The organism is Paenibacillus sp. JT22N1 (assembly GCF_059692155.1).
Genome location: NZ_JCAUAW010000007.1, coordinates 150,026 through 169,115, shown reverse-complemented (window position 1 = coordinate 169,115; position 19,090 = coordinate 150,026). Strand labels below are relative to the sequence as shown.

Genomic DNA, 19,090 nt, shown 5'->3' with positions numbered 1-19,090 from the left:
TTTTTTTAATTCCTCCTAAATTGAAGTTTGAGTAACGAACAAAAAAGACCAATCCTGATGGATTGGTCGTGGGTACGTACGAATAAACGACAAATATAAGCTAGATGTCGAGAGACTTGACGTACACCGCTCCTTTCCGCGAAGGTTTCTGGGTGCATAAATGAAGGTAGGTCTCCTGGCTCTCGGATCATCGTATTCTTTCAGCCTTCCCTGAATATGCATCAAGTGACATGATAGAAAGAAACTCCCCGAATACAGTGGCGGGACCGCTCGGGATTTGCACCCGATTCCCTGTTACCCCTTGGTTGCTACGCAAGGGCACCTCATTTATTCGAAAAAATATGTAATTGAAAAGAGTATAACATAATATGAAAGATTCGTAGCATAGAGAATTTTTAATTTTAACAAATGTAGATAAACAAAAAAAGATCGCGATTTCTCGCGATCCTTTGCCGTGCATGAACGTCCCAGGAGGGATTCGAACCCCCCGACCGCACGCTTAGAAGTCTGGAAACATTTAAATGTCTTTCGGTCCTTAGAGAAGCTCGTAGAGGCCTTGAAATACGTTCCTTGTTGACATGTAGTTGTTCTGCCTAGAGGTATGCACGAAATATTCTCGGTTGGCTCGGTTGTCCTGTTGTTGTCCTAGCTATCTAGAAATCGTTTTCGCCCAGCACTTTTATCTGGGCTTTTTGTCATCTAGATATTCACGGAATGGACACAAATGACGGGAATCGCAAGATGTATTTCGCGCAATTAAATTGCGATGTTAAAATCCGAACGTAAAAATTGGAGGGAGGTAACTCAGATGCAAAATCTGATTCGGGAGACTGAGTTTTACCAAGTTATAGGTGTTTCAAAACAAACTTTAAGCAAGTGGATGAAGGAGGGATTACCTTACTTAAAAGTGGTCAGTGGCATGGTGTTTTTTGATCAGTCAGAGGCTACAGAATGGGTTCAGCAAAACAAAAGGAACGAGGATCATATAACTTTCCAGGAATCCGCGGCGATGGAGAGATCAGTGTTATAGCCGATGACAGAGGGATTATATAAAGGAGGCTCTAATCATCGATAGACGATCTTTCCACGTGTGCTTTTTCCAAGGTACCATAACAACAGGCGCGATTTCTGATACGCTTGTGTAAACAGGCATCGTAAGAACGGGTGTAAGGCCAAGCACTGCTAGATCCCCTTTAAATACAGGTGTGAGACTGGCGATTCGAACTTGTGTATGGTTATCTATGGAGGTATCATAACGCTCCAACTTCGTCTGTTTCACCAGCTGCATATATTCGATCAGATCAGGCTCGGAGCTCTTAGGCTTATTCACGTTAGTACCTTACCCCGATACTAGTGGATTGTGATTATTAAACTCAATGTCGGGGCTGCCGGTAAGATCTTCATTGCTCCCACTATTTTTTCCCAAAACGGCAGGAACTATCATTCAAAGCTCTCTTCATGAAGATTTTTTAATTTCTTTTTCGATACTCACCTGGCGGATACCCCGTAAACTTCTTAAAGTTCCGGATAAAAGAGTTAACACTGAGGTACCCTACTCGCTGCGCCACTTCGTTTACCTTCAATTCTGATGTCTCCAGCAGCTCGGCTGCTTTTTTCATTCGATAGGTTTGCACATAATCACTAAAATTCATTCCCATCTTTTCTTTGAAATAAGTGGATAAATAGGACGACGTTATTTTCAGATGATCAGAGATGATATCTAATGAGATATCGTCACCATAATGGTTGTGAATGTAGGTCAGAACGAAGTCGCATATCGGATCTGTTTGATCCTTTTTATGGTCGTATAGGATACAGGCCGCTGCCACAAGCTGCTCCAGATATCGATCAAACGCCTCTAAGGTATAACAATCATGGGGCTTCTCATCCTGTATGGTTTCTAACAGACGATCCCGTTCAGCAGGCGAGAAGTTTTTCAACAATTGCTGGGAAAAGGTTTGGGCAAATCGAACGAAATACTCAACGGATGCTTCCTTTTTTTCCAGTAAAGCAAGCATCTTTCTGCCTATTCGCAATAACTCCTTCTCGTTCCCGGCATCCATATGTGCTTGGAGCTCGTTTCTTTCCCAATCCTCAGGTATATCTCCTGTTATTTTAGTGGAAAAAGGGATAATCTGGGCATCCTCTCCTAATTTCCTCGACTCCAGTAATCGTAAAATGTGTCCATAGGTTTCTGTAAAAGAGGTCGGGTCTGTTTGATGCGGACTGACTGCGATCGTGATCAAGCAGTATAGCTGATCCATATCGAATATTTTCCTCAACCGTTGTAGATGTTCTTCGATCTGGTTCGCCTCGTCACCCTTCGAGAAAATAAGGGTAAGGATTAAATTCTGCTCAATTTGAAAGGTTAACGAGTCGTTAAACGATTGCGAAATATGGGTATGGATCAGCTCTCTGATAAAGAAAGAAGCCTTCGGTATATGAATGTCGATTTGCTTTAGGTTATGGCTTCTAAAGATCAAATGAAAACCGATAAGAACAAACGGTGTGTCAAAAGCCATATGCATCTTCAAATCTTGCGTGTTGGTGTGAATTTGTTTGAGATGATTGATGTACGCGTAATTTTTCAGAAGCGAGTTCTTCCGAGTCAAGTCCTGTCGGATATCGTGATGAGCTTGCGAAATATCCTTAATCTTTTCGCTAATGAAATCGAATTCTCTGATGCTGCTGTTTGTAGGCATGGATACATGATGGTGTTGAATGGAGTCCAATATTTTGCGGATCGGATTGTTCAAGCGTTTCGTGAAAAAAATTGATGCTCCGAGACTAATTGCTATAGACAATAGGAGAAATCCAGCTAACAGCCAGTTCAAACGCACGATTTTTGCTTTGATTTGTGAAGAGGGAATAACACTGGTATACGTATATCCGGTTTCCTTGCCCACCTGATAGTACAAGTAATTTTTGCCTTGCTGGATATATCCGGTCTTCTGACCGGAGGCCAGTAAAGAAGAGGGAATTGCTGAATAATCCGAATCAGAGGCATAAATAGTCGTGCCCGTTTCATCGGAAATAAACAGCTTGCCGTCTTTGACCGGCTGATAAAAAGAAGCGAACATACTCCTGCTATTCAACAGAATGATCAAGGAAAATTGGGGATTGAATTGATTTTTGACCAACACTGGGATGAATTGACCTCTATAGATCTGCTGTCCGAAAGAGTTCATGAAAAATGCAGATTCGGGAAACAGCTTGAAGCTATATGGCTTTGCTAGCTCCTGAAGCCAAAAATCCTTGGTATACACCTTGTTCCCATAATAATTGACGAACATTTCCTCGAAAGTCCTTGTCCCTTCCTTTTCAATCACGATCGAATGATCACCCAGTAAGTAAATAATGTTATCGATCATTAAATAGGAGTCCGCTAACATGGATTGAAGCTCGTTTCGAATGCGGTATAGCAGCATAGAGTTGATCTGCCCCCCGGTCGAACCGTTCAATAGCTTCGCATTTTCATTGACGTGCAGGCTCATTCCGAACTTTTTGATCGATAATATATGATTTTCATAATCATTAACGGTGGTATTCAGGTTAGCCTGACTTGTGTTCACGATTTCATTTTGTATGTTGTTGAGAAAAAAAGAGTTGGACATAAAATTGAACGAAACCAGTATGACCACAATGATCATGAAGCTCATCATTAACTTTATAAATAAGCTGCTGTTTTTGTGTTTAAGATATGTTTGCTTGAACAGCATCATGTTCATCCCCTTTTTTTCCATAATCATAGCATATTCCTGTGAGTTTTAGAGTCACGGCAAGCTAGCCATTTTATCGAATGTTATCCGATCTTTAAGTTTTTCGGCTTACGGATAGCCTTCTAGAATGTTGAGCATTGTGATTACAGCCGGACCAAGTAAGATATGGTTACAAGGTTCGACAAACCGTTGTTAATGAAATTTGAAAAGCTAAGGGGAGATCAGAAAGCCTATGCAGGATACCATGGCGCAAAAAATGATCAAGCACAAATATTTACTTCTAATGTTTCTGCCGTGCTTGTTGTATTACATTTTATTTAAATATGTTCCCATGTTCGGAATCGTCATTTCTTTCAAAAACTACAATCCTTTTGTAGGCGTTATGGGGAGTGAATGGGTCGGATTCAAATATTATTTCATGTTTTTTAACAACCCGGATCTTTTAAAGCTTTTAAGAAACACCTTCTTGCTGGGAATGTATAAATTGATTTTTGGATTCCCCGCACCGATTGTTCTCGCGCTTCTGCTTAATGAATTGAAGAATATGATGTTAAAACGATTTGTGCAAACGATTAGCTATTTACCTCATTTTATCTCGAATGTCATAGTAGCCAGTATGGTTGTCATGTTCTTGTCTCCTTCAGGGGGCGTTGTCAACAAGCTCATTGAAGCACTCGATTTTGAAAAGATTAATTTTATGCTAATGCCGGATATGTTTCGTTCCGTGTATGTGCTTTCGGAAATCTGGCAGCATGTAGGATGGGAAACGATTCTATATTTGGCCGCACTAACTTCCATTGACCCGATGCTGTATGAAGCCTCTGAGATGGACGGCGCTTCGCGTCTGAGAAAGCTATGGCACATCACCATACCGGGAATTGCACCTACTATTGTTATTCTACTTATTCTGAATGTTGGCAAAGTGATTGAGATTGGCTTTGAGAAGGTTTTCCTGCTCTACAATCCAGCCACCTACGAGACCGCGGATATTCTAAGCACCTATGTTTACCGGGTCGGACTCATGCAGGGTAACTTTAGTTACGCTTCGGCTATTGATGTATTTACAGGGTTGGTCAGTTTAGTCTTTATTGTTTCAACAAACTATGCAAGCCGGAAGCTATCTGAAACAAGCTTATGGTGAAGGAGCTGTCTCATGAAATCAAGGATCTCTCTTTTTACGGTGATCAATGTTGTCGTTTTACTCGGTGTTGTTATTGTCACGCTGTATCCCTTCTTGTACATGATAGCCGTATCCTTAAGTAAGGATGTTTATGTGATGAAGGGCGAGATCTCATTTTTTCCAAAAGGGATTAATCTGGATATGTACAAATTTGTTTTGAATGACCCCCGTATTTTAACAGGTTATGTGAATACGCTGATCTATACGATTGTGGGGACCGCTCTCTCCTTAATGATTACTTCACTGGGAGCCTATTCGCTGTCCAAGAGAGAGATGCCCTTCTTCAAAGTCTTCACTTTAATGATCGTGTTCACCATGTTTTTCAACGGAGGCATGATTCCAACCTTTCTGGTCGTCAAATCCTACGGGTTGATGGATACGCTATGGGGGATGGTATTGCCGGCGGTCGTAAGTACCTGGAACCTGTTGATCATGAGAACGTTTTACAGCGGAGTTCCAGTAGAGCTGGAGGAATCCGGAAAGATCGATGGTTTAAATGAATTAGGCATTTTCTTTAGAATCGTCATGCCGCTGTCCAAGGCCATTTTTGCGACAATAGGACTTTTTTATGCCGTAGCCATGTGGAACAATTTCATGCTTCCCCTCTTATATTTACGTAATCCCGATCTATTTCCGTTGCAGGTTATTTTACGGAATATCGTCCTGGCAGGCCAATTAAATTTTTCGGATGCTATGGGGATAGGAGGCGATCAGGTCATTGTGGAAGAATCCTTAAAGTATGCCACGATAATGGTAGCTACCTTGCCTATTCTCGCCGTGTATCCATTCCTGCAAAAGTATTTCGTTAAGGGGGTGATGATCGGGGCGATCAAAGGATAAAGGATTTCTTATTTGGTCTACAGATGGATGACGTAGTAAAAAAGGAGCGGTTGCAGTGAAAAAAGGATTATTTCTATTCATGATGATCATGTTGAGTATGACATTAATTGCAGGCTGCAGTGAAAAGAAGCAAGAAGGCGGCCAAGCTGCGACAACTAATCCGGAGAAATCTGGAGCTTTGACGAAAAAGACGTTTACGATGTTAACCGATTCCCACCCCAGCTATCCTTACAATAAAGATTGGCCAGTCTGGAAGATGATCGAGGAGAAAACAGGGGCCACATTTAATGTGCAAACACCTTCCGGTAAGCTCGAGGATACGATTAACTTATCGATCGCCTCGGGAGATATGCCTGATCTGATGTTTATGTATGGAAGATCGCAGACTAATAAATTCGGACAACAGGGCGCTCTTGTCAACATTTTAGATTACAAGGCTGATATGCCGAATTTCACTAAATGGATGGAGAAATATCCGGAGATTGCGAAAGCGCAATTGGCGGCAGACGGGAACATGTACATGTTTCCCAATGAAGGGTTTGGCGAAGCAAACCGAATGATTTGGATGTATCGGCAGGATGTGTTCCAAAAGCATAACCTAACTGCTCCAACCAACTTCGATGAACTGTATACCGTGCTCAAAAAATTGAAAGAACTGTATCCGAAGAGCTATCCGTTCAGCTTCCGGCTTGGGAATAATCTGTTATTGCTTAAAGTGCTATCTGCTAACTTTCAAACCAACGAAGGCTTCTATCTCGACGGCCGAGACGTCAAATACGGTCCAACCGAGCAAAGCTATCAAAAGATGCTTGGATATTTAAATAAGTTTTACAAGGAAGGTCTTATGCCTCCAGATTGGTTAACCGTTGATGCAAAGAAATGGCAGGATCTGATGTCCACGGAGCAATCGTTCGTTACAGTTGACTATATTGGACGAATAGATTTCTTTAACGACGCTTTGAGGAAAAGCAATCCTAACTTTAATCTGACTTTCATGGTCCCCCCTATCGGTAATCAAGGAGGGAAACCACAGAACGCTTATATGCACGTTGTCGATTCTGGGCTTACGGTTTCGATTAAATCCAAGCAAATCAAAGATATTATGCGGACGGTAGATTTCCTTTACAGCGAGGAAGGAAGATTGCTTTCCAGCTGGGGGACTGAAGGAGTAACCTATATTGTTGATAATGGAAAGAAAAAGATAAAGCCAGATTACAAGACAGCCGTCGATTTCCGTAAGGAAACGGGTCTAGCCACCAATGGTACTTATACATGGGTCGATTATGATGCCTATTTGTCCATGGCTTCCAAGGAGCTTCAAGATGCTTATGTCGAAGCCCGTAAGTATGACGCCCCCTACCGCAGCCTGCCTGATTTTAATCAAAAGGATTTGGAGACTATCACGACTACTGGCGCTGCAATCGACAAATATCGTGACGAGAATGTTATTAAATTCATCATCGGTGAACAGAGCTTGGACAACTGGAGCAACTATGTGAAAAGCTTGAATAACCTCGGTCTCCCGAAGCTGCAGGAGCTGTATAAAACCGGATTTCTGAAGAATTCCAAATAAAGCTCCGCAATCGAGGATAAAAACAGTTAAGGAGAATCCCCAATGATCCTCACCATATATGTGAACAAAGGGCCCTTTGACAGCACCCTGGAAGCAGCCTATTCGGAGCAGCAAGTGGATTGGTGGGATGATACCGACGAGCGAGCTGTGTATTGCACCGAATGTTTTGCTGCCGTAGAGCTTCAAAAACATCTACAGACGCTATTAGGTGATCATACCGTTGTTCGGATAGAGAACACTGAGCATGAATGGGCCCATGGAAAAGATAGAAGCAATAGCATTTTCATCGGAACACTGCTCTCCAATCCTTATATAAGGGCTTTCGAAGCGGAAGGTTTGGTGCACGGTCACGAGCTGAACGATGAAAACGGCGAAGCCTTTCTGATCGAAACCTTGCAATCGAATGAAGAATTGTATTGGGTATTATCCGGGGTAGGCAGCATCGGCAGCCTATATGCTGTTTACACATTTCTGGAGAAGCTCGGCTTCCATTGGTACACCCCTGGTGAAACAGGTGTCATTACTCCAGAGCCCCTCTCTCGCCTCCCCGAGATTCGATGTCAGGAAAGGCCGAGTTTCCGGACAAGAGGCTGCTATTCAGAATTCATCGACGACCGAAATGTCGATTTATTCGATTGGATGACACGTAATCGAATGAATTATGCCCATTTATTTACCATTAAGAATCCACATGCGCTGAAGAAAAGGGGAATCCGTATTGCGGGCGGGGGTCACGATATCCTCTACAAGTATTTGGACCCGCTTAGCCCTTACCCTTACGCGCATCCCTTGTTTGGAGGAGATGGCAAGCAGCAAGACCCCTATCCCGTAAGTCTGGAATATAAAGGGGACACCGACGGCGATGGGATACTTGCTTATGCGGAGTCCCATCCTGAGTGGTTTGCACTAGTAGACGGGGAAAGAAGTTACTACCGCAGCCCGGAAGCCTTAAAGGAGCAGTATTTCGCCGGAGACAATCATTGCCTGACACATCCAGACGCATCTGATGAACTCGCCAATAATATAATCAATGCTCTTGTCGATGGAGATTTGAAGCATGTGGATGACTTGAACTTTTGGCTGCTAGATAACGGGAATTGGTGTTCCTGCGATAGGTGCAGCAGCAGTGGCAATTATACGAGCCGGTTGATCCTGCTTGTCCATCATTTGAGACAAAAGCTCTGTCAGGCGATGGCAGAGGGGATTCTCAAGAGGAATGTCCGAATCCTGTTCCCAGCTTATCATGAAACGCTGGAAGCTCCTGATAGACCCCTTCCTGAATCGTTTGATTACCACAATTGCTTTGCTATATTTTTCCCTATCGAAAGATGCTATGTCCATACGTTCAACAATAAGGGTTGCACAGAGACCAACCTACAGCTGCTTCATAATTATGAAAGTTGGACCGTGAATTCAAACCGTCATTTTCAAGGGGAAATGTTTATAGGTGAATATTACGGTGTAAGAACGTTTGCCGCTATGCCGATTCTCTTAAGCAGCATCATTGCTAATGATATCCCTTATTACTACGAGACGGGAGCCCGACATTTCTATTATATGCATATCACAAGTGGAAGGTGGGGAATGCTCGCCCTCAACAACTACCTATATGCGGCGCTCCTGTGGAATACTAAGGCTGATACACGAGCCATCATGGATACGTATTTTGAACAATACTACGGCGAAGCTGCAGGCCTGATGAAATCCTTCTATGAGAAATTAGAAGTCGCACTAAGCAATATCAAGTATTTGAAGCATTACCAGGAGATCGATGGAGAGAAGCATTCCCTTTGGTTAAAGATCAAAGATCGTGAGGAAAACTTGTTTCCATACGAACACATGAAATATGAAGCCACCGGGGAAAACGATAACTCGGGAATTAGCCTGGTTGCTACCGTAGAGCAGCTCCATGCTTGCAGAGCGATTCTGGATGCGGCCCTATTCAAGGCGGAGAAGTCCATCGTAGCTCAGAGGCTGCTTGAGGACGAGATGAGATTCGACTATGGCCATACGATGATTATGTTCTATTACCGAGTGGTTCGTACGGTGACACTGCTGCAGGCGGATAAATCGCAGCTTGCCAGAGCCGAGTTTGCTCATTGCCAGTTGTTTGCCGAGAAATTGAGAGCATCAAAGCTTCCATTAGACAATTATGATTACAGCAAGTATTACGATAGCGGTCTTGACGCAACATGGATCAAAGCTTATTACGAGCAGCTGCTTACCGAATTTATAGATTAAAGGTTAGGACAGGGGAGGATATACTGCATTTCTGCGTGGCGAGAGGAGACAGAGCATGTTGGGAAGGGCATTGGCTTATGCCTGTATGATTGTCACTTTGTTTGCACTGCTGCCAGTAATAGGGTATGCCTATGGAGATCAACCGCCTGTCATCACGGCGGGTCAAACCTCTATAACGGTGCAGGAGTCCGTTTATTCTATTGCCGGAAGTGTCAGCGAGCAAGCTGTGGTCACCGTGAACGGGACTACGACGGAATTAGGAGTGGATTTTACTTTTATTCAGTCGGTAAACCTTCAACAGGGAATCAATACGATTGTGATTGAAGCCAAGAATGGAGATGGATTGCAGGCAGAGCCTTTAGTTATCACGGTCGATTACATACCAGTAATGGCCTATGAATATGGCAATGCATTATTCGGGGAAGGCGGCTGGATAACGGGGCTTGTCTTTCATCCACAGGAGGAATTGAAGTATATCCGTACCGATGTCGGTGGTACGTACCGAATGGATGAGACCCAGCAGCAGTGGATTCCGCTCAACGATGATCTTCCTTACTCTTTATGGACCTGGTATAGCGTAGATGGTATTGCCGTGGATCCAAACGATCCGAATGTGGTCTATGCAGCGGTAGGTTTAGCATCCAACGCACAAAACTCATATCGGAAGGGAATCGTCTTCAAATCTTGTGATAAGGGCGAATCTTGGACCCCACTTCCACTCGAGCTCAATTTTTCTGGAAACGGGGACTTGCGCTGGGTGGGAGAGCGAATTGCTGTAGACCCGTTTGATTCGGCGCGTATATGGGTTAGCTCTCGCCAAGAAGGGTTGTGGGTATCTGAGGATGGCGGCCAGAGCTGGAGCTTATCAGCATTTCCTGGCATATTGACGGATAATTATGGAGTGACTGCCCTTCTATTCGACCGTCATCATCAAGGTGTCGTCTATGCTGCTGCTTACGAAGATGGCATTTACCGATCGAACGATTCGGGGGACAGCTGGGTGAAACTTGCCGGTTCGGATAATCCCGATAAACCGGCACGAATGGTTCTGTCTGCCTCTGGAGCCTTGTATGTAACAACGGAAAATCACGGCAAGGGAGTTCTCAAATACGAAAGCGGAATCTGGATCAACCTGACGCCGGATTCTAATATGACAAACTTCTCGGATGAACCTGCAGGCTACAACGGTATTAGCATCAATCCCTTCAACGAACAATCCATAATTGTAAGTCCCCATAACATGGGAGGGGTTTTATTCCATACAGAAGATGGAGGCAATATCTGGACAAGGATAGACAGTTCGAACTCGGTGCTTCAATCGGATATTCCGTGGATGAAGCCCGCATATTGGGCAGCTTCCATCGGCGCATTGGAATTCGACCCCTATCATAACAATCAGGTATGGTTTACAGACTGGCATGGAATATGGAAAACAGAAGATATTACAGCAGAGACCATACAGTGGGAGCAAATACAACAAGGCCATGAAGAGATGACCACTCGATCAGTGAAGTCGATTCCGCAACAAACACGGCTTGCCATTGGAGGAGCTGATATGGGGGGAGGGATCAGCTATCACTATGATGAGTATCCCGAACGAATCGATAACCTGGGTATGTCGGAAATCTACGACTGGGATTTCCTTGAAAGCGACCCCTCACAGCTGGTTATAGTCGGTGGCTCTAAGGTATCAGGCCTAGGTGCTGTGTCTCATGATTCAGGAGATACATGGACCAAGTTTCCTGCATACCCTGTTATTGGCGGGCTCCCGACTAAAGTAGCCATGTCCGCAACGGACCCTTCTCTGTTTCTAGTCACGACCAGCGACTATTCGGTGTTCCGTACGGCTGACGGCGGTAGTACATGGACTGAAATATTTGACATTCCCGTCACGGCCAAAGGCCCATGGACGTGGTCAAACGTATTGAAGTCCGACCGGGTGAATGGAAACAAGTTCTATTTCATCGACTATAAGACCGGGGATGTTTACAGAAGCACAAACGGCGGATTGAATTTCACCAAGACCGTAACGCTGCCATTACCTGAGGATAGACGTTGGATCTATATGCAGCCTTCATTTCATTCCGAAGGTGAACTGTGGATCAGCTTGGACGACAAGGGCTTGTACAGGTCCATTGACAGCGGCAGCACATTTATACGTGTTGATCGGGTGGACCAAGCATTCAATATCGCCTTAGGCAAGCCCGCAGCCGGCAGCTGGGACCCTGCCGTTTATATGTACGGAACAATCGGCGGGATTGAAGGCATGTTTCGTTCCTTGGATAACGGACAGTCTTGGCAGGATATCGATACGGGGGATACCGGGTTCGGCAACAGGCCACAGACGATGGATGCCAGTAAACAAGTGTTTGGGCTCGTATTTGTCGGGACCACCGGTAGGGGGGTCCGCTACGGTAAAGTAGAGAATAGCGACATTATTCCTCCTAAGATTCATCTAAATCAAGAGAATCTCATCGTGAATCACGCTCAGTTTGAGGTTAGTGGAAGCGCTAATGAGAATGCGACCATTATGATTCAAGGAAATCCTGTTCCCGTCGATAACGATATGGGATTTACCGGACAAGTCATTTTACAGCCTGGCGATAATGTGATCACCGTTCAAGCAACGGATAACTATGGAAATTCGTTTATCAAGAGGCTTCACGTTATTTACGATTCAGTGGCTCCTGCTTTAACCTTAGATCAGACGCATGCAACGGTTAGACAAGCTGAATTCATAATCTCCGGTACCCTGAACGAACGAGGCTCGGTGTCGATAGATGGGCATTCCTACTCTACTTCGGACAATTTAGCTTTCATTTCAACGGTAACTTTGCAAAGCGGTATGAACAGCGTCCTCGTCACGCCAGTGGATGAGGCGGGCAATCAAGGCACGCCCGTTTCACTAAACATCGAATACGTTCCGATTCCTAGCTTTGACTTGGTACTAACGGAAATTGGCGTGGAAGAGGCCAGCTACCAAGAAGGAGATAACGTACACCTGTACGCGATAGTGAAAAATCAAGGTAATGAAGCAACCCCTCTGCAATATGTCATGGTTCATTTTGTCAAAAACCATGATTATGCAATAGAACGTTCTGGAGGTAGCGGCACCAAGTGGTATCCGAGCGGCGGCAATCAGTCCAGCACCTCACTGAATATCGCCACTTCCAACCTGCAGTTGTCGATTGCGCCAGGTGAAAGTATAAGGTTCACGTCCGGCACCTATAACGTTCCCATGGGACAGTCGCACTTCAAGCTGTTGGCGATTGCGGATGCAACAAGCAAATTTCTTGCCACAGAAGAAGACCGCACGAATAATACGCTTGCCAGCATGGTCAGCAGCTCGCTAGTTACCGAATTTTCCATCGGGACACAAGTGGGGGCCTCGGTAATAGATGCGGTGTATCGCAGGATCGACTTCCAGCTGAATGTGAACAGCCAGAATAAGTTCTTAAAGCCAACCATCGGCCTGATGCCAGGCAGCACGATCGCCCCCCAATCCGGAGCCTATATGAATTTTGGCAGTCCGGTGGCCTATATCGTCACGACAGCGAATGGCGTCAAGCAAATGTGGACCGCAGCTAATACGTTAACCGCTAATCTACCCTCCCCTTATTTTGATCTGGTGATTACTGAAGTTGGCGTTGATGATTCGGACTATGCACCAGGAGATGAAGTACGCTTTTATGCGGTCATCGAAAATAAAGGTAACATCCCGTCTCCTCTTCAATACGTCAATGTACATTTTGTTGTAGGTGCATCCACCGCTTTGGAGAAAGGCGACAAGAAATGGTATCCCGATGGAGGCAACTTGTCGAGCACAGCTTTGAGATCGGGAGACAAGAATGAATACGTTTCGATTTTGCCCGGTGCGGAGAACGCGATAAAAGTATACGCTAGTGGAACCTATACGATTCTGGAAAGGCGGCAAAGCTTCAATCTTCTTTCAATCGTAGATGCTTCGGGCAAATTTTTTGATACGGAGCCAAATCGCAGGAACAACTATAAAGCTTCAGTCGTTTCTAATTCAAATTGAGGAGGTAATGAACAATGAACTTACACATGACCCTAACCGCAGAGCAATTGGGCATAGCGGCGGCTCATAAAGCGTCAGAAATTATCAACAGCTGTATCCAAAAGCAGGGAAAGGCAAGAATCATTCTTTCAACCGGTGCTTCGCAGTTCACTTTTCTGGAGGCATTAAAGGAGATCAACGTTGACTGGAGTAAGGTAGAGATGTTTCACCTGGATGAGTATGTGGGTTTACCGGAATCACACCCAGCCAGCTTCCGCAAATATTTGAAGGAACGTTTCCTCTCTTATGCACCAGCAGCGAAAGCCTACTTAGTGAACGGAGAGGGCGACGTTGCAGCACATATTGCGGAGCTGACTAGTGAGATTAACAAGGCTCCTATTGATCTTGCTTTAATCGGTATCGGCGAAAATGCACATATTGCATTTAACGATCCTCCTGCCGATTTGGATACAACAGCGTCCTACATGGTCGTCAATCTGGATGATGCCTGCAAAATGCAACAGGTTGGCGAGGGCTGGTTTGAGTCACTGGACGCCGTACCCAATCAAGCGATTACAATGACAATAAGCAAGATTCTTAGCAGTACAACGATTATTTCCTGCGTTCCCCATCAAGTGAAAGCTAGAGCGATTCAAGCTACGTTGGAACAAGAGGTTACGAATTTAATACCGGCGTCTATACTGAAAACGCATGGAGACTGGTATTTGTATCTGGATCAGCATTCAGCCTCGAACATATTAAAGTTGCAGCTCTAGATGAGAAAATAGCTTAAGCAAAGACCGCGGAAGCGGTTTTTGCTTATTAGTGGGCTGACAGTAAAGTGCCAACGCATTTTTATGGCTATGGCTATAGCTATAGCATAGCTTAAACCTGCTAATCAAAGCTTGCAGCTGTCGGGACATTTCACCCAACGTAACACCCGCTTCGTCTATTTCTTTCATAGAAATCAATTGCTTTTCCGATGCCGAGGCAACGTCAGACGAGACGAGTGAGGACCTCCATATACGAAAAACATACTAATACAAGAAAAATCGTTAAAAATTAAAAGGATTGAAAAGAATATACCAGTAGCATTACCTAGACTAAATAATGGTAAAGAGAACTTATTGCTGTAATTGATGGTGCATTGGGTTATCAATTTGATCAATGAATTATCGAATCGCGACTATTTCAGAGGAGTGGAATTAGACAGATAATCCCTACACATCTGACATAATCATAACACTCCCTAAGAGAACGAAGATTCCAGAAAATTATACTTTGATTTAGACCCCAATCTTTAAATGAAAGCAGAGTGATTCATACTATTATGAACGAAAATGTAAAGGAAACTTTCATTGGATTATTTAATGCTGGCCTTTCCTTAGGGGCAGAGTCGTATAAAAGAGAATAAACCGCTTTGTAGAAGGATTTTTAGTATATATTGCAGATCTTGGGATTAACATCGAAGAGAGCGAAATATCATCCGAAACCTTTAATGACATATTCATTTCTATTTTGAGGCGAGTTGCTGATATAGAAGGTGAGGAAAAGCTTAGAATATTTCACGGTATTCTATTGGGTAACTTAACGAATGCTTATGAATCAGATTTTACAGAAACTTTTTTGGATTTAGTAAGCAGGCTTGATCATAAATTAAAGTTTTGAAGTTGTATCGAGAGTCTGGACGCAGTGGGAGTATGGATATTCCGGAGGGAGCTGCCGTAGTTGTAAGCTCAATAACAAGTAGATCTTTCAAGAGAGAAATACTTGAAATAATCAAAGATAACAATCCAAGCTTAAGTACAATTGATCAGAAGGTAAGTATGAATTTTATATCTGCGATCTCATAAATAAAGTGCGTCATTGACACAAAAACAGTTGGAATTACTGTAGGAGATATGGCTAAAGAAGAACTTACAATTCTGTATATAACGGACTTCGGCAAAGAATTCTTAAAATTTACTGAAGTTAGATAATGAAGAAAATCTTGATGGTTGGTTTGAAGGTAGGACAATAATCTTCATACATTCATTATTATTTGTTGTCCTTTTGTTGTCCTGTTGCCCTATTCATGACAACCGTAGCTGCCGATTTTCGCAATTGTATATTACTATAACAAAAAAAAGATCGCGATTTCTCGCGATCTTTTGCCGTGCATGAACGTCCCAGGAGGGATTCGAACCCCCGACCGCACGCTTAGAAGGCGTGTGCTCTATCCAGCTGAGCTACTGAGACATAGACCTCTTCTTACCTTGCGGATGTGATCCGTTTAGCGAAGCAAGAGTTATATTATCATATAGTTTAAAGTGAAGTCAACCCTATTTTATATTTATTTTGCAATCACTTGGACAATCAAGTAAACTGTCACCAGCGAGACCAAGATTTCTGAGGTGATCATCATAACGGACCCATCCATCAATAACTTAATTCTTTTTCCGAAAACAGAGCAATATTACGAAGATGAGCTGACTCGTTTTCTAAAAACAGAGCAGTATAGTGATGCGCTCCAATTGCTAACCTTTCTATTGCAATTTCCGACAGTAGACCATCACAAAACCGAACAATGGGAAGCACTGAGGAATTGGCTGTATACTATGTATCCGGAATCCATGTTCCCTATGACGTCTCCATTGGAAGAAGATCCAGAAGAAGAAGCGGATCTATTACGGCAGTACATACAAGATAAGACGGCGGATGATGGCGCCTTTGCGCTTAAGCTTCTGAATATGCTAAAAGACGGTACGTTGGAGCAGCAAGTCAATGCCCTTGAACAATTGGCGTTCATCGATCAATCTGATGTAAGCCAACGTGTAAAGGAGTGGCTATGTGAGAAGCCGCGGCACCCACACATTCAATTCAAAGCTTTGCAGGCGCTTAAACAGATGGGGGAGCGGGGATTTATCGAGTTCCCTAAGAATGGGGAAAAGATCCTCGTCGAGATCGAAGAGACACCGATGAGCCCGGAGGATTTTCCTTCACGCATTCGTGATATGATTCGCAGAGTCGGGGACATTAGTGAAATAAGCCAACCTGATTTTGTTTATTTTGCCAATCAGACTTGGCAGGAATTTCTAGCCTATGCCTATGGGACATCGATCTATACGGATTTACAGAATGCGGAAGAAGGCGCTGTTGATGTGTGGGCATCTGCCCTTCATGCTATTCTTCAAGAGAAATTGTTTGGCTCGGTGAATCGTGAAGAATTACTAGATAATTACGGGATTGTTGATTCCATGAAGCTTCAGTGGAAGCGAGCTAACCTCGTGCTGCAAGCGTTTGTGAAGCAGTTTAATCCGGACCCATCATAAGGTAAGAAAGGCTGCCTTGAAATGAAAATCTTATATGGTATAATAGAATGGTTGTAATGAGAGTAACGTGATAAATTATGTCATCGTACATTTTTGGAGGGGAAAGCATAAAATGAAAGCAAGTTGGGAAAAAATAGAGAAGAACGTAGGCGTTCTTGAAGTGGAAGTTGGCGCAGAGCGCGTCGCAGATGCTTTGGATAAAGCATTTAAAAAGGTATCCGCGAAAGTAAATGTTCCAGGTTTCCGTAAAGGGAAAGTACCTCGTTCTATCTTTGAAGCTAAATTTGGTGTGGAAAGCTTGTATCAAGATGCTTTAGATATCATTTTGCCAGAAGTTTATGTGGAAGCGATTGAAGAGGTTAAAATCGAGCCTGTCGATCGTCCTGAAGTAGACGTTGAGCAATTCGGCAAAGGACAAGTACTGAAGTTCAAAGCTAAAGTAACTGTTAAGCCTGAAGTAACACTTGGCGAATACAAAGGTATCGAAGTTGAAGCGGTAAGCGCAGAAGTTACAGATGAAGAATTGAATGAAGAGCTTACACGTTTGCAACAACGTCATGCTGAATTGGTTGTTCTTGAAGAAGGACAAGCAGCAAATGGTGACGTCGTTGTCCTTGATTTCGAAGGATTCGTTGATGGAGAAGCGTTCGAAGGCGGTAAAGCGGAGAAATACTCCCTTGAGCTTGGTTCCAACTCCTTCATTCCAGGTTTCGAAGAGCAACTCGTAGGTCTTGGTAAAGGCGAAGAGAAAGAAGTTAACGTTAGCTTCCCTGAAAACTACCACTCCGAAGATTTGAAAGGCAAAGCGGCTGTGTTTAAAGTGTTGATTCACGACATTAAACGCAAAAACTTGCCAGAGCTTGATGATGAATTTGCTAAAGATGTGAGCGAGTACGATACACTTGTAGAGTACAAAGAAGAACTGAAAAAACGTCTTCAAGAGCGCAAAGAAAAAGATTCAGAGGCTGCTCTGGAAACAGCTGTTGTTGAAAAAGCTGCAGCTAACGCTGAAGTTGAAATTCCAGCTTCCATGGTAGAAGCAGAGCTAGATGTTATGGTGAAGGAATTCGAAAGACGTCTTCGCTCCCAAGGCATGACGCTTGAGATCTACTTCCAGTTCTCCGGTCAAAACGAGAGCGTGTTGAAAGAACAAATGAGAGAAGATGCTGACAAGCGTGTTCGTAACAACCTTGTTCTTGAAGCCATCGCAGCTGCAGAAAAAATCACAGTTTCCGATGAGGAAGTTGACACGGAACTTGAGAAATATGCACAATCCTACCAAAAAACAACGGCAGAACTTCGTGAACTGTTTGCTTCTAACGGCAGCCTAGAAGGTCTGAGCAACGATCTTGTGATTAGAAAAACGGTTGACTTCTTGCTTGAAAATAGCAAGCATGTTTCCGCAGCAGTATAAATAAGGTAAGTAAAGGCACGTACGTAAGCAACGTGCCTTTCTTTTACCCTATTTTAGCCCCAAAACTGCCCAAGACCATAAGAAATACCCTCATACATAGCAGTTCTCTGAAAAAATGACTTTGCTGTTCAAACGTGTTAAACTGTATCTGAATCTCAATTGAGAGAACTTGGCTATTGCCGCAAAAGGAGTTGGTACAATGAGTCTTATTCCTATGGTTGTTGAACAAGAGGCTCGTGGGGAACGTTCTTACGATATCTACTCGCGTTTATTAAAGGACCGCATTATCTTCATTGGGAGCGCTATTGATGACGATGTGGCTAATTTGGTCATTGCCCAGCTGCTCTTTTTATCAGCTCAGGATCCGGATAAGGATATCCACTTATATATCAATTCACCAGGTGGATCTGTAACAGCTGGAATGGGTATCTTCGATACCATGCAGTTTATTAAGCCAGATGTATCAACGATTTGTGTAGGTATGGCTGCAAGTATGGGTTCTCTGCTATTAACAGCAGGTGCCAAAGGTAAGCGATACGCGCTGCCGAATGCAGAAGTAATGATTCACCAACCGCTCGGCGGTGTAAGAGGTCAAGCAACCGATATTAAAATCCACGCGGATTGGATTATCAAAACGAAACATAAACTCAACCAGATCTATGTGGACCGTACGGGACAGCCGCTTGAAAAGATCGAAAGAGACACCGACCGAGATAACTTTATGAGCGCTGATGAAGCGAAGGCATACGGGTTAATCGACGAGGTTATCACTCGAAACGACTTGAAATAAAGGA

General features: G+C 43.7%; 12 protein-coding genes, 1 tRNA gene and 1 riboswitch. Of the genes, 10 read left to right on the top strand and 3 right to left on the bottom strand.

All coding sequences use genetic code 11. The features are described from left to right. Window positions 1-147 precede the first annotated feature (147 nt). Window positions 148-341, bottom strand: a riboswitch (cobalamin riboswitch). Between the two features lie 467 nt (window positions 342-808). Further along, the gene (locus AC58UU_RS15755) at window positions 809-1,030 is read left to right on the top strand and encodes a helix-turn-helix transcriptional regulator (RefSeq protein ID WP_497317072.1); all 222 of its coding nucleotides are present in this window, start codon (window positions 809-811) and stop codon (window positions 1,028-1,030) included. A gap of 15 nt (window positions 1,031-1,045) precedes the next feature. Here the strand turns inward: AC58UU_RS15755 and AC58UU_RS15750 are convergent, their stop codons facing one another. Continuing rightward, on the bottom strand, window positions 1,046-1,330 hold the full coding sequence (locus tag AC58UU_RS15750) for a hypothetical protein (RefSeq protein WP_497317070.1): 285 nt from the start codon (window positions 1,328-1,330) through the stop codon (window positions 1,046-1,048). Between the two features lie 139 nt (window positions 1,331-1,469). After that, window positions 1,470-3,749 (bottom strand): helix-turn-helix transcriptional regulator, encoded by a 2,280-nt coding sequence (locus AC58UU_RS15745; RefSeq protein ID WP_497317068.1) that lies wholly within the window; start codon window positions 3,747-3,749, stop codon window positions 1,470-1,472. 202 nt (window positions 3,750-3,951) lie between these two features. Between AC58UU_RS15745 and AC58UU_RS15740 the strand changes: the two genes are divergently transcribed. The 6 genes from AC58UU_RS15740 to AC58UU_RS15715 are packed head-to-tail and all read left to right on the top strand — an operon-like array spanning window position 3,952 to window position 14,347. Then, window positions 3,952-4,860 (top strand): ABC transporter permease, encoded by a 909-nt coding sequence (locus tag AC58UU_RS15740; protein ID WP_497317066.1) that lies wholly within the window; start codon window positions 3,952-3,954, stop codon window positions 4,858-4,860. A gap of 12 nt (window positions 4,861-4,872) precedes the next feature. Beyond that, window positions 4,873-5,739 carry a carbohydrate ABC transporter permease gene (locus AC58UU_RS15735; protein WP_497317064.1) on the top strand — a complete coding sequence of 289 codons (867 nt, stop codon included), beginning with the start codon at window positions 4,873-4,875 and terminating at the stop codon, window positions 5,737-5,739. A 55-nt stretch (window positions 5,740-5,794) separates the two neighbouring features. After that, complete coding sequence (locus AC58UU_RS15730; protein WP_497317062.1) at window positions 5,795-7,312, top strand: extracellular solute-binding protein; 1,518 nt, start codon at window positions 5,795-5,797, stop codon at window positions 7,310-7,312. A 42-nt stretch (window positions 7,313-7,354) separates the two neighbouring features. Next, window positions 7,355-9,553, top strand: coding sequence for a DUF4838 domain-containing protein (locus AC58UU_RS15725; protein ID WP_497317060.1), 2,199 nt, complete (start codon window positions 7,355-7,357; stop codon window positions 9,551-9,553). Between the two features lie 55 nt (window positions 9,554-9,608). Next, the gene (locus AC58UU_RS15720) at window positions 9,609-13,592 is read left to right on the top strand and encodes an SGBP N-terminal domain-containing protein (RefSeq protein WP_497317059.1); all 3,984 of its coding nucleotides are present in this window, start codon (window positions 9,609-9,611) and stop codon (window positions 13,590-13,592) included. Between the two features lie 14 nt (window positions 13,593-13,606). Next, a complete protein-coding gene (locus AC58UU_RS15715; protein WP_497317057.1) occupies window positions 13,607-14,347 on the top strand; it encodes a 6-phosphogluconolactonase in 741 nt (246 codons plus the stop codon). A gap of 1,388 nt (window positions 14,348-15,735) precedes the next feature. On the opposite strand, the gene AC58UU_RS15710 is transcribed toward AC58UU_RS15715, so the two are convergent. Further along, window positions 15,736-15,809: transfer RNA gene (locus tag AC58UU_RS15710), tRNA-Arg, on the bottom strand. A 155-nt stretch (window positions 15,810-15,964) separates the two neighbouring features. Here AC58UU_RS15710 and AC58UU_RS15705 point away from each other — a divergent pair. The 3 genes from AC58UU_RS15705 to clpP all read left to right on the top strand — a co-directional run bounded on the left by AC58UU_RS15705 (window position 15,965) and on the right by clpP (window position 19,086). Beyond that, window positions 15,965-16,882 carry a hypothetical protein gene (locus AC58UU_RS15705; protein ID WP_497317055.1) on the top strand — a complete coding sequence of 306 codons (918 nt, stop codon included), beginning with the start codon at window positions 15,965-15,967 and terminating at the stop codon, window positions 16,880-16,882. Window positions 16,883-16,994: 112 nt separating this feature from the next. Then, entirely contained in the window at window positions 16,995-18,296 is a 1,302-nt protein-coding gene (gene tig / locus AC58UU_RS15700; protein WP_171644815.1) for a trigger factor, read from the top strand. Window positions 18,297-18,495: 199 nt separating this feature from the next. Further along, complete coding sequence (clpP, locus tag AC58UU_RS15695; RefSeq protein ID WP_171644814.1) at window positions 18,496-19,086, top strand: ATP-dependent Clp endopeptidase proteolytic subunit ClpP; 591 nt, start codon at window positions 18,496-18,498, stop codon at window positions 19,084-19,086. Window positions 19,087-19,090: the final 4 nt, after the last annotated feature.